The following is a 12,445-nucleotide window of genomic DNA, read 5'->3' as shown; positions in this document are numbered from 1 at the left end:
GACCGCCCGGAGCCGCCGAGTTGATACAAGCAGGAGATAAGGCAATCGCATTACGCGCATAAGCCGTTGAAATCGGCATGAGGTGATGCAAAATTACCATCAATGTCCCGCCCGTCCCTCAACGATCTCACCGCCTTCGTGGCCGTTGCCACGCACCGCAGCTTCCGCCGCGCAGCCGACGAGATCGGCACGGCGCCATCCACATTGAGCCACGCCATGCGTGCGCTCGAGGAGCGCATGGGCGTGCGCCTTCTCAACCGCACCACACGCAGCGTCTCGCCGACGGAAGCCGGTTTCCAGTTGCTCGATCGCCTTCAGCCGGCGCTCGCCTCGCTGGACGAGGCGCTCGACAGCGTCGCCGGGTTCCGGGGCAATGTCGCGGGCACCGTCCGCATCAACGCACCGCGGCTGGTGGCCGGGTTTCTCGTTCGCTGGGTTCTTCCGCGGATGGCGGAGCGCCATCCGGACGTGACCGTGGACATCGTCGTCGAGGGGCGGCTCATCGACATCGTGTCCAGCGGGTTCGATGCCGGCGTGCGCCTCCTCGGATCGGTCCCCAAGGACATGATCGTCGTGCCGCTTGCACGCGCGTTGAGGTTCATCTGTGTCGCGTCGCCCGCCTACCTCGATCGCTTCGGCGACCCGAAAACCCCCGAGGAATTGCAACGCCACCATTGCATCGGCCACCGCATGCCCAGCGGCAAGCTTTACCGATGGGAGTTCGAACGCGCCGGCCAGGAACTCGTGATCGAGGCAAACGGCCCCGTCGTCCTCGACGACGAGGAACTGATGGTCGAAGCCGCAATTGAAGATCTGGGCGTCGCCTACGTGGCCGATTGGGCCGCCGACGCGGCCTTGTCCGACGGCCGGCTGCGCAAGGTCCTGACCGCGTGGATGCCCGCTCCGGAACAAGTTGCGGTTTACTACCCCGGACATCGGGCCGTACCGCCCGCACTGCGGGCCTTTCTCGATGTCGTCAAAGACCTGCGGAAGAAAGAACCTTAGCGACGAGCAGCCGCGCCACGACCGGTCGTTGGGCCAGGGGAGTGCTCAGTTCGTTGCTATTGCGCCAACGCACCAGTGTTCTGCCTCAGTGCGGACGAATCCTGCATTGGGCCGATGACCAGTTCGATCGGTCAGGCTGAAGCAGGCGATGACGCAAGTGGGGCCGGAACCGGACCGGCAGCTTTGGTCGTCTCATCTTTAATAGCGGACCGCCAGACTGGTATGAGATCGTCCTGCCGTGACCCGAAGCGGTTACGCATGACAGTTGGCTTTCTGACCCGAAGCGGACGAAGATTTAGGCCGCCGCCGTTGCGCCCATGTCAGGCGAGTAGCTCCGCCAGACTCTAGGTCAAATGAACGGCGAGAAAGAGGTTTCGGAAACGTGATCACGGCCGAAACCGTCACCCGGTTTCGGGGACGGAGCCCGCGGCCGGTTCGAGGAACTCGAGCGTAGTTTGTCGTTCACCAGATCGCCCACCACGCCACAGCGCTCAGACCTGCTCTTCAGCATTCTCTCCTTCCTCAAAGTATCCTCGCAGAACCTTCACTACTCGAACGGCCGCTTTGATGTCCTCGATGGGGAGTCGCTCCGCCAGCGCATTAATGCCGGGGTTATACAAGCGGATGGCGGCGTCGAAGGCTTGCTGTCCTTTGTCGGTCATCACCACAAGCTGTGCGCGACGATGATGCGGATTGGGCTCGAACCTGACGAACCCGTCCCTTGCCAAGTCATTGACGATGCGCTGCACGTTCTGCCGGTTGGCACCGAGATCGCGGGCCAGCCATGCGACCGGCTGCGGACGATCCGCGGCAACGATGGCGCCTAGTATCTGCCACCGGGCGCTGGTCAGTCCCAGGTGGGCTACGAGCCGATCCCCCCATGTGACGGTCAAGTTGTTCACTCGGAACAGGTCGAGGACGAGCTCGGTCATGGCCTCCCCAGACGGGGTTCGTGTTAATGCATCCATTTCGTCACCATAAAACGTTGTTGACATCATCATGTCAAATCAATATGTAGCTGTCACACCAAATTGACATCATGTAACCAAATGGAAAGACCCTGTCATGACCCAAATGCGCTCCCTGGACCCTAACTTCCCGATCGAACGCCAATTCGCCGTCGATGCCTCCCCCGTCGTGCTCATCAATCTCATTACGATGGACAAGGCCGACGAGCAGGCCTTTCTCGAGATTTGGGGACGCGAAGCCGTCGCAATGAAGCAGAAGCCGGGTTTCATCTCGACCCAGCTCCATCGGGCCATCGGCGATAGCCCGACTTACCTCAACTATGCGATTTGGGAGTCGACCGCCCACTTCCGTGCTGCACGGCAAAATTCCGCCGCTGCGGACGAAAGTATCGTCATTCCGTCTTCTGTGGTCTCCGCTCCGCACCTCTTCCAGAAGGTCGCGCTGGCCGGCGTCTGCGTGGCGTAGGTGCGAAAGCTGCTGGAAGGGAGAAACCCGTGACCAAAATCGTCCATCCCGTGGCCGGTATGCTTGCGCTCCTCACGATTGCAACCTTCTGGCTGTCGACGGTTCTCAGCGAACTGTTTGGGTCCGAGGCCGCCATTGTCGCCGTCAAGACGATGATACCTTGGGGCTTCCTGCTGCTGATCCCTGCACTGGCGGCGACGAGAGGCTCGGGCTTCGCCCTGGCGAAGGGCGAGCGATCCGGCGTGATCGGCAAGAAGCTGAAGCGAATGCCGTTCATTGCCGCGAATGGCTTTCTGGTTCTCATCCCGGCGGCGCTGTTCCTCGCTTCCAGGGCCGAGGCCGGAGAGCTCGATACTGCCTTTTACGCGGTACAGGCACTTGAGCTAGTCGCAGGCGCCGCGAACCTAGCATTGCTCGGCCTCAACATGCGTGACGGGATGAAGCTCACACAGTGGCGGCGGAAAAACTTTCTTCGTCCTGCCGCCACTTTCTCGACCGATCTTACCGCCCGCGAAGAAGTCGCCAACGGCACGATGGCGTTCCACTTGAAGAAGCCCGAAGGGTTCGTGTTCGAGGCCGGGCAGGCAATCTATATGACGTTACCCGACCTGAAACCGACCGACGCCAAGGGCCAAGTCAGAACCTTTTCTATCGCCAGTGCGCCACACGAGCCGGAACTGATGATCGCCACACGGCTCACTGATACGAGCTTCAAGCGCAGCTTGATGAGCCTGCCGGTTGGATCGACCGTCGATATCGAAGGCCCCTATGGCGACCTGTCGCTGCACCATGACGCCGCTAGGCCGGCTGTCTTCTCGCAGGCGGGATCGGCATCACGCCGTTCCGCAGCATGATTCTCGACGCGACGGAGCGCGGACTTTCCCACCGTCTGTGCCTTTTCTACGGCAATCGCCGCCCCGAGGAGGCCGCTTTCCTTTCCGAACTGGCGCAGCTGGAGAAGCGGAACCCGCGCTTCAAGCTCATCGCAACATGCACTGAGGCCTCGGACGACCTGGCGGACTGGAGCGGTGAACGAGGGTACATCACAAGAGAAACGATCTCGAAACACGTGGGCGACATTACCACTCCGATCTATTACGTGGCTGGACCGGCCGCCAGGGTCTTCGCGATGCAGACGCTCCTCGCAGAAGCTGGCGTAAAGGCAAGGACGTCAAAGCGGAGACGTTTCTGGGTTGCTGACTTTGGCAATGCGAAACTCACGTTCCGGAAGCCTCGCTTGCGCGCAGCCCCTCAGCGCCAAGCCGACAAGTCTCGATGTGCCAGTGCATAAGCTCATCCGCCGTTGCGGAAGATTAGCGGCGCTGCGCGGAAATGGCGAGAAGCGTCTTCGTTTCGTGGCCTGCCCGGCGGCCAGCGCGAGTTTGCGCGGTGCTTCTCCTTCAGGCGTCCAACCAGACCCGCTCGAAGTTCAGCTCCTGCATCGGATGGGCGCGGTGGTCTTTCACGGACGCAGCCATATGAAGAAAAATCTTGCGCCAGAAAGGCTGAATGATGACGCCTGAATTCTGCAGAATCAACTCGACGCCCTTCATCACCTCACGTCGCTTGTCGACATCCGCGATCCCGAGCGCTACCGTCAGCTTCTCGTCGAACTCTTTGTCGGCCAGACCCGTCTCGTTCCAGGCCTCACCCGTCCGATACGCCAGCGCAAGGACTTGAACGCCTAGCGGGCGCATATTCCAGATCGTCAACGAGAAAGGGTATTTCGTCCAGTCGTTCCAGAAGGTGGAACCCGGGAGAACGGTGCGTTTGACCTTCAACCCGGCTTCACGCCACTGTGCCGCGATCGCATCACCCGTGTTCTTTTGCCAGTCTTCGTCAACGGTGATGATGTCGTGTTCAAAATCCATTTGACCGGCCTCGGTCATCAGCGCCTTGGTCTTTTCCACGTCACGGGGGATCTTTGGAAGCTTGGCGTATTCCGGATGGATGGTGCAGACATGATGGTTTTCGGCGACCTCGCCGAGATCGTTATAGCCAAGATGAAGCACGGTTGCGTTGTCGACCGCAAATTGCAGGGCGTTGCGAACCTTCCGGTCGTCATAGGGCTTGTTGCTGACGTTGGCGCGCGCGCAAATGGTTCCAGCTGTCAGCACTTCCGCCCGGACCATTTTCATTCCGTCCAGGATCGAGACGTAGTCGCCAGTCGTTTCATAGTTCGTGTGCACCTCGCCGGCCTCGAAGGCACTGACCATGGCGGCAGGGTCGTTGCCGTAATCGATGAATTCGACCCCGTCGAGCAACGCTTCGCCCCCCCACCATGCCCCGTTTTCGCGGCGCTTGTAGACCGCGCGGGAGGCCGCTTCGTACGAAACCAGTTCGAAGGCGCCCGTTCCGATCGGATTTTTCACGAAGTCGGATCCCATCTTCTCATAATCGCGATGGACGATGAGCGCCGGATAATCGGAAAATCCGGGAATGATCGAGATGTCGGATGCCGGGAGGACCAGCTTCACGGTGTGCTCGTCGACTTTGACGATGGACCCTTTCCGAGCCTTGCCGGTCGCCGGGTCGATGATGACGGCGAGGCGTGCTGCCATCGAGTTGCCCTCGAAGTTCTTGTCGCACCAGCGGTTCAAGTTGAAGATCACGTCGTCGGCGTTGAAGTCGTCGCCATTGTTCCACTTTACGTCCTTGCGGACATGCAGCAGATATTCGGTCGCATCGTCGTTCACGTCCCAACTCGCGAGCAGCATCGGTTTGAAAGTAAAGTCACTTGTGTATTTGACTAGGGGCTCCAGCACCTGGCGAGCGATGTTTCCCATTTCGCTCCAGTCGAATGTGCGCGGATCCTTCATGTCTTTGACCAGCATCGCGACCTTGAGGACGCGACCTTTCTTCGGCTCCGCGGTCTGGGCAATCGCCGGAACCGGCAGACCCAGCATGCCGTAGGCCGTAGCAGTCGTTGCGCCCATCACGCTCGCGATCGCCAGGAATTCGCGCCTGTCCATCAGGCCTGCCCGGGCCTCTTCGGCCATGCGATTGACGACCGTCGCCAACGGCTTTGTGTCCTGATCTAAAATCGCCATTGTGGCCTCCTATTTTTCACGTCTGTTCCCTTTTCTTTTCTCGTATGCACTGCACTTTTCGGGGCGACGCCAACTCGCGCCGCCGCGCTTCTCATCAATGTTCGGGGCTGCGATCGGGGGCTTTATAGATGATTGGGAACCAGTCTTCGCGCAGTCTCTGGCCTGGTTTCATATCGTGGCCGGGATAAGGAGGAGAGGTGCGGCCCGGACGTTCAACATAGCGTGCGTCATCGCCGACCCAACGCAGCGAAAGCACTCGTCGCCGGCTGGGCGCCATGTTGCCGCGGGCACCATGAGCGGTCCTGAAGTCGAATAGGATCGCGTCGCCCGGCTGCATCTCCCATTCCATGACCTTCATGTCGGGATCGTTGTCGGGGTCCGGAACGGGTCGGTAGTTTTCTTCCGCTCCGTAAAAGCTGCTCTCGTCGAGCCAGCGCACAGGCAGGATCATCTTGTCCCATTTGTGCGAGCCAGCGACCAGGCGCAACGTGGCTTCCTTGACCGGGTCAATCGGAATCCAGAAGCTCACCGTCTGCCGCCCGTCGACAAAATAATAGGGAATGTCCTGGTGCCATGGCGTGGCCTTTTGCGTACCCGGCTCCTTCACCAGCACATGGTCGTGAAAGAACTGCGCGGTGCGCGACTGCATGACCGCGGCGGCGATGGCGGCCGCCGGCGATTCCCGCACCACCCTCTCGAATTCGGGAATGCGCTCCCAGTTACAGTAGTCGTCGAAGAAACTGCCCTTGCCGTCGCGCACGATGTCGGAGCCGGTCACGCTCTTTTCGCGCATGTTTCGCTCGATACCGGCCGCGATAATGTCCACCCAATCCTTGAAAGCTCCACGTATGCAGACCGCGCCGTCGCGCTGATAATCGGAAATCGTCTGGGCATCGATCTGATCTGCCGCTGAAGCCATCGCATCCTCCTTTGGGTAACGAAGGTACTATCGGCGCGTTCGGCTATCCGGTAAAATAATAACTTATGATACCTGGCATAGAGAGGATCTATGAACTTCACTCTCCTGCAATTGCGCTACTTGGCAGCGGTAGCGCGCCAGGGCAGTTTCACCGCGGCAGCCAGGGCGCTGAATGTCTCACAGCCCTCGATTTCAGTGGCAGTGGATCAGGTTGAAAAAAGTTTCAGGCAGAAATTGTTCGTCCGCCAACGCGGGAGCGGCGTCGCGCTAACTACGTTCGGCCGCATGGCCGTGGCCAAGGCAATGCAGGTTCTCGCAGAGGCAGACGAACTCGCGGTGTTGGTTAGCAGCACCGCTGTTGCCGGCGAACTGGTTCTGGGTTGTTTTGAGGACCTGGGGCCTCATTTCGCGCCTGGCCTAATCCGCTCATTTTCGAAGCGGTATCCGTCCGTGCAGATGGTGATCCGGGAGGAGACGTTCGAAACGCTGGGTCGACGACTGAGCGAATCCGCCATAGATCTTGGACTCACCTACGATCTTGGCCTGCCGGCGAATGTTGCCCGTGTAACGTTGCACGAGCTTCGTCCTCACGCACTTTTGTCGGCCGATCATCCCCTTGCAGCCCACGCAACCGTGAGCCTCGCCGATTTGGAAGCATATTCACTGATTGCCAGCGATCAGCCTTACAGTTGGCAACACACGCTCGACCTTTTTCAGAGCCGGGGCCTATCAGCAGTCATCGGAAAAAAGGTTGGTTCGTTTGAGCTCCAACGCAGCCTGGTAGCCAATGGATTGGGTGTCGCTGTTTGCTGGACGCGGCCCCACGGCGATCGGAGCTACGACGGCCTGCCGCTGGTGTGCAAGACAATTTCCGATCCGCTCCCGCTGCAGCGGATTATGCTCGTCTACGACACGCGTCAGCGCCTATCGAGTGCTGCTTCGGCGTTCGTCGAGGAGGCAAAGCTCTGGTTTTCCATGCAAGCCATTTTTTCCGAACGTGGCAATGATTCCTCGGCAAGCTGAAATCCGGCTTTGCCACCAACCGCATTGAGCAGAGGTCCAAATGAGTGTCGCGCTTGGTGTGCTCGCCGAACTGGCGGTGTCCTCGATCATCCGCTGGCGCAGCGGCTGACGGCAGGATGGTCGTTGCTTTGAGTGCTCATGGGGTTCTCCTGATTAGAAGGAACCCAGATGTTTAGGCAGAAGAAACAGCGCCGACAGCGAAATGCTCAGCGCCAGCAGGCCCGCCGCGTCCTACCGCGCGAGCGGTTTAGTTTTGTGGCGTAACCTCGACTTAGCTTAGTCGTCGGCGATGTCTGCTTTCGGGCAGTGACGAAGGCATTCTCTATGGCCGACATGGGCGCAAAGCTGTCATTCGTGGCCGACCGCTTTGATCTTCGGACTTGTCGATTGGTTGCACTGGCGCTTCCGTCGGACGAAGATTGACGGCGAGATGATGTCATCCGAGTCCTGCAGGGCGAGCTAACCAGCGGACCGGGCCCACGGTGTAGATAGCGAAACTACGCACTCGTCTGCATCGAGCTCAGTAGGCGTCGCTCTTCTTCGACAATATAATCGCGGATGATTGGGACATCGTCACGGCGAGCCGAGATCAGTATCTGGAAGACAAAATTTGAACCGTTTAGGAAGCCGAGTTCGGCCGACGCCAGATAGAAATCCCACATACGGCAGAAGCGTTCGCCCATCATGGCGACTGCCTCCTCGCGCCTGGCCTCATAACCGAGACGCCAATCGTGGATCGTCCAGTAATAGTGCAGCCGCAAATTTTCGCAGTCGGCGCACCAGATCCCCGTGCGCTCCAACGAGGCAAACACCTCTGACAAAGCCGGCACATACCCACCTGGAAAGATATACTTGCGGATGAACGGCGCCGTCGTACCAGGCGGTGACATGCGTCCGATCGCATGAACCAATGCGAAGCCGCCCACCTTCAACAATCTACTGATGATTGTGAAATAGCTGTCGAAATGAACGACGCCCACGTGCTCCATCATTCCGATCGAGACAACACGGTCGAACTGTCCGCTGACCTCGCGATAGTCGACCTCACGAAAATCGATCTGATGAGCGACCCCGGCCGCGATCGCTCGAAGCCGAGACGCCGCCAATTGCTCCGTCGAAACGTTGATCGCCGTGACCTTCACGTCGCAATACTTGGCGAGATAGATGGCGAGAGTGCCCCAGCCTGAGCCGATTTCCATCACATGCATGCCCGGCTCTAGCTTGAGCTTCGCGGCAATGTGGCGATGCTTGTCCATCTGCGCTTGCAGCAGATTGTTGTCCGGTGCCGTATAATAGGCGCACGAATAGGTCATTGTCTCGTCGAGCCATAGCTCATAAAATTTCGTCGGGATGTCGTAGTGATGCTGAACGTTTTTTGCGGCGAGACCGAGCTTGTTGTTCTGCTGGCGTCGGCGCAACGCACGCCAGACTTTCCGCAACGCCTTCTGAACGGGGTGGGCTGCCAACCCAGTGCGGTTGACAGAAAAAAGTGACAAGAGGTCAAATGCTTTGCCACCGTTCTCGATCACCAAGCGGCCATCCATGTAGGCTTCGGCCGCCTTCAGTTCCGGATTGAAGAAGATCTCGCGTTCGACCGCTTTGTCGGTTAGGCGGATCGTCACGTCGGGCCCATCCTGTCCACTGCCGAAGGCTTGCCTGAAACCGTCCTCGAATATGACAGTCAGGCGCCCGTTTTTTACAAAACGGGAGAGCAGATTTGGCAGCAGACGCATTGTGGCTCGTTTCTCGTCACTTGCCCCGTAAGTATGACTGCCCGGTGTCGGTACATCAATACCGATCTGGGGCGGAGAGGGATCGGACTTCAGAAGTCTCCTCCCAATGCCGAAGCAGCGACCAATCAGGCAGCCTGCCTCGCGATCAGAAATGTCTGCTTCTGGCGCAATTAGGTGTCCAGGGTGGTCGCCGGCAGCGTCTGCTATCCGGCAATCGCAAAGATCGCCTCAAGGGGCAGACATGCGGCGCAAAGCGGACGCGTTCCACGATTGGCCGGTGCGCAGTCAATCGACCACACCAGACGCCGGCCTGTCGCGTGACCTTGCGTCGCGCTATCATGGCGCCGTGAAGCTTAGTCAAAGCATACGGTTCTGTACCTCTGCAGACGGCACCCGCATCGCTATGGCGTCATGCGGCGAGGGGCCGGTTATCTTGCGGGCAGCGCATTGGCTAAGCCATGTCGACTATGATCTTGAAAGTCCAGTGTGGCGGCCGTGGCTCAGCGAACTGTCAGCGCGCAATTGTTTCGTGCGCTACGATCGGCGCGGTTGTGGGCTGTCGGAGCGGCACGTCGCGGACCTGTCCGTCGACGCGTGGCACGCGGACCTGGAGGCGGTGGCCGCATCAATCAAGGAGCCGCGCTTTGTCCTGCTCGGCCTGTCGCAAGGCGGTGCGCTGGCCATTGCCTACGCCGTGAAGCATCCCGAGCGCGTATCGCATCTGGTGCTCATGAACGCGTACGGTCTGGGCGCGCGGGCTCGCGCCCAAACCGACACCGATCGTCTGGAGGCCGAGACACTGGTCAATTTCATCCGCATCGGCTGGGGGCGTGACAACCCTGCGTTCTGCCAGTTCTTCACGAACCTCTTCATTCCGGACGAGAAGCCGGAGCAGCACCGCTGGTGGGGTGATCTGGAGCGGGAGACGGCGACAGCCGAGGTCGCCGCGCAACTGCTATGGCAGATGCAGGGGATCGACGTGATGGACCTTGCCGCCGCGCTGCGTGTCCCAACCTTGATAGCACACAGCCGCGGCGATATGCGTGTTCCATTCGACGAAGGCTGCAGGCTGGCTGCCACGATTCCTGGCGCCCGCTTCGTTCCGCTGGAAAGCAAGAACCACGTGCTCTTGCCGGACGAACCTGCCTGGCCTGTCTTCTACTCTGAACTCGGCAGGTTCCTCGGGCAGGATCGGGCCGCGCAACCAAGCGCCGTCGGCGATGCCGGCCTGACGCCCGCCGAAACTATGATTCTGAACCTCTTGCGGAGGGGCTGGACAACCGTTCAATCGCCGAGCGGCTCGGCAAGAGCACAAAGACGGTCCGCAACCAGTTGTCGGTGATCTTCAGCAAGCTGGGCGTGCGCAGCCGCTCACAGGCGATCGTCAAGTCGCTGTCCCGCTAGATCGTCTCACATGTGCCGGTGGGGGACAGATGTCCCTCGACGAATGCCGGATTTCGGCTGCCGTGAGGGACAGTCGCCTCATGCCGGCAGGCAAACTTGGCCGCATCCTTGAACTGACCGGCGCGGGATGCTGCTGGAGGCGAGGAGAAATCGACATGACACAGGTTGACGAAACGAAGCTGAATGAACTGGTCGGGCGAGTGCTTGGAGACCGTTGGCGGCGCTGTGAGCGTGCCGCTGGTGCGGATCGGCGATTCCCTTGGGCTATACGAAACCTTGAAGCGGATCGGACCCGCTACGGCCGAAGAACTCGCCGCTGCGGCAGATTGCGCGTCCCGCTACGTGCGCGAATGGCTCGCTGCGCAGGCGGCCTCCGGCTACGTCGAGCACGAGCGCGGAAGTTTTTGGCTGACACCTGAGCAGGCGTTCGTGTTCGCGGAACCGAACAGTCCTGTCAACATGATCGGCGCCTTCGACACCGCCGCCGCGATGGTCGAGAACCAGCCGAAGGTGCAGGCGGCCTTCAAGACTGGCAGGGGTGTCGCCTGGGGCGACCACGCCGGCTGCATGTTCTGCGCCGTGGCGCGGCTGTTCCGACCGGGCTATGTGAATGCGCTGGAGCAGGAGTGGCTCCCGGCCCTCGACGGCGTTGCCGACAAGCTGAAGGCCGGAGCTGATGTAGCCGATGTGGGATGCGGGCACGGTCTGTCGACCATCCTGATGGCGCAGGCGTTTCCCAGGTCTCGTTTCACCGGATACGACTTCCACTCCGCCTCGATTGCCACCGCGACCGCGCACGCAAAGGCACATGCGGTACCGAATGTGAGCTTTGAGGTCGGCCGGGCGCAGGACTTCGCCGGCCGCGACTTCGACCTGATCACCTGCTTCGACTGCCTGCACGACATGGGCGATCCGAAGACCGCCGCTGTGCACATCCACAAAGCGCTTAGCAAGGGAGGCACGTGGATGGTGGTCGAACCGATGGCCGGCGATACGCTGGAGGACAATATCAACCCGATCGGCAGGATGTACTATTCCGCCTCGACGATGATCTGTGTGCCAACCTCGCTGGCGCAGGAGGCTGGGCTCGCGCTTGGCGCCCAGGCGGGCGAGAAACGATTGACCGAAGTCATCCGCTCCGGCGGCTTCACCAAGGTCCGCAGGGCCGCGCAGACTCCGCTCAACATGGTTCTCGAAGCGACCTGAACAGATAGCAAAGCGACGAGCATCAAGCATCTGTCAATTGACGGCTCGGAAGATCGCGGTCGGAGCGGCATGCTGTGTCAGCTTGCGGCAGGGAGCGGTGGTCCCCGCTGCCGGGCTGTTTCGTGCACCTGCCTGGAACACGCACCTTCGTAGGGTGCGGACTGACAGCTTTCGGCCGTCGAAGTGCGGAGGCGGACGTCACCGAAAGGGGCAAAAACCGGCTGCGGCCGTCAGGCCGCAAAACCGCGACGGTCCGGATGCCTGATGCGCGACGGCGCAGCCTCAGTTCCAAGTGTGGAGGCAGGCTCTCCAGGATCCATCGCCCTGGCGCCTGAAGATCGTGACGATAGTTCCCTCATAGCGCTGCGTTTTACCGCCTTCGTCCAAAGCGTTGGCCGACCATTTCCCTGTTGCATAGGCAATGTCGCCGACAGCCTGCGCATCGATCATCTCGATGCGATGATCCTTCACTCCGGCCGAGATAAATCCATTCCAGAAGTCTTTGATTGCGCTCGTTCCCCTGACGACTGCGTGAGTGGATGGCAACACGACCGCGTCCTGTGTATACAGTGCAGCTACTGCGTCAGCATTGCCGCTGTTGAAGGCCGAATTCCAGCGATCGTTTGCTCGCTGAATTTCGTCGCTGATATTCTCAGTTGATTGTGTCATGG

9 protein-coding genes and 3 pseudogenes are annotated in these 12,445 nt (G+C 60.1%); 7 read left to right on the top strand and 5 right to left on the bottom strand.

The annotated features are described in order from the left end of the window. Nucleotides 1–102 precede the first annotated feature (102 nt). On the top strand, nt 103–1,005 hold the full coding sequence (locus tag M727_RS0101125; RefSeq protein ID WP_027151106.1) for a LysR family transcriptional regulator: 903 nt from the start codon (nt 103–105) through the stop codon (nt 1,003–1,005). Between the two features lie 491 nt (nt 1,006–1,496). Here the strand turns inward: M727_RS0101125 and M727_RS0101120 are convergent, their stop codons facing one another. Continuing rightward, entirely contained in the window at nt 1,497–1,937 is a 441-nt protein-coding gene (locus M727_RS0101120; RefSeq protein WP_156941452.1) for a MarR family winged helix-turn-helix transcriptional regulator, read from the bottom strand. A gap of 133 nt (nt 1,938–2,070) precedes the next feature. Between M727_RS0101120 and M727_RS0101115 the strand changes: the two genes are divergently transcribed. From M727_RS0101115 to M727_RS42835, 3 genes and pseudogenes are all read left to right on the top strand, one after another. Further along, nucleotides 2,071–2,439, top strand: coding sequence for an antibiotic biosynthesis monooxygenase family protein (locus tag M727_RS0101115; protein WP_027151104.1), 369 nt, complete (start codon nt 2,071–2,073; stop codon nt 2,437–2,439). 29 nt (nt 2,440–2,468) lie between these two features. Beyond that, a pseudogene (locus M727_RS42840) lies at nt 2,469–2,888 on the top strand (hypothetical protein); the annotation flags it as partial. Next, the gene (locus tag M727_RS42835; protein WP_348627137.1) at nt 2,865–3,293 is read left to right on the top strand and encodes an FAD-binding oxidoreductase; all 429 of its coding nucleotides are present in this window, start codon (nt 2,865–2,867) and stop codon (nt 3,291–3,293) included. The pseudogene M727_RS42840 and the gene M727_RS42835, both read left to right, overlap by 24 nt. Nucleotides 3,294–3,839: 546 nt before the next feature. Here M727_RS42835 and M727_RS0101105 read toward each other — a convergent pair. Further along, on the bottom strand, nt 3,840–5,489 hold the full coding sequence (locus tag M727_RS0101105; RefSeq protein WP_036261025.1) for an ABC transporter substrate-binding protein: 1,650 nt from the start codon (nt 5,487–5,489) through the stop codon (nt 3,840–3,842). Nucleotides 5,490–5,583: 94 nt separating this feature from the next. Then, the gene (locus M727_RS0101100; RefSeq protein ID WP_027151102.1) at nt 5,584–6,408 is read right to left on the bottom strand and encodes a phytanoyl-CoA dioxygenase family protein; all 825 of its coding nucleotides are present in this window, start codon (nt 6,406–6,408) and stop codon (nt 5,584–5,586) included. Nucleotides 6,409–6,498: 90 nt separating this feature from the next. On the opposite strand from M727_RS0101100, the gene M727_RS0101095 reads away from it, so the two are divergent. Then, nucleotides 6,499–7,431, top strand: coding sequence for a LysR family transcriptional regulator (locus M727_RS0101095; protein ID WP_027151101.1), 933 nt, complete (start codon nt 6,499–6,501; stop codon nt 7,429–7,431). 497 nt (nt 7,432–7,928) lie between these two features. Here M727_RS0101095 and M727_RS0101085 read toward each other — a convergent pair whose 3' ends face one another. Beyond that, nucleotides 7,929–9,164, bottom strand: a complete 1,236-nt coding sequence (locus tag M727_RS0101085) for a cyclopropane-fatty-acyl-phospholipid synthase family protein (protein ID WP_027151100.1) — start codon at nt 9,162–9,164, stop codon at nt 7,929–7,931. Between the two features lie 346 nt (nt 9,165–9,510). Between M727_RS0101085 and M727_RS35515 the strand changes: the two are divergent. Then, a pseudogene (locus M727_RS35515) lies at nt 9,511–10,568 on the top strand (alpha/beta fold hydrolase). A 155-nt stretch (nt 10,569–10,723) separates the two neighbouring features. Beyond that, a pseudogene (locus M727_RS35510) lies at nt 10,724–11,774 on the top strand (class I SAM-dependent methyltransferase). Between the two features lie 282 nt (nt 11,775–12,056). Here M727_RS35510 and M727_RS0101070 read toward each other — a convergent pair. Then, entirely contained in the window at nt 12,057–12,443 is a 387-nt protein-coding gene (locus tag M727_RS0101070; protein WP_027151099.1) for an SgcJ/EcaC family oxidoreductase, read from the bottom strand. Between the last annotated feature and the right edge of the window lie 2 nt (nt 12,444–12,445).

It is taken from the genome of Mesorhizobium sp. WSM2561 (genome assembly GCF_000513915.1).
Taxonomy (GTDB): domain Bacteria; phylum Pseudomonadota; class Alphaproteobacteria; order Rhizobiales; family Rhizobiaceae; genus Mesorhizobium; species Mesorhizobium muleiense.
The sequence above is the reverse complement of the archived record's forward strand: the minus strand, read 5'-3'. Positions and strand labels throughout refer to the sequence as shown.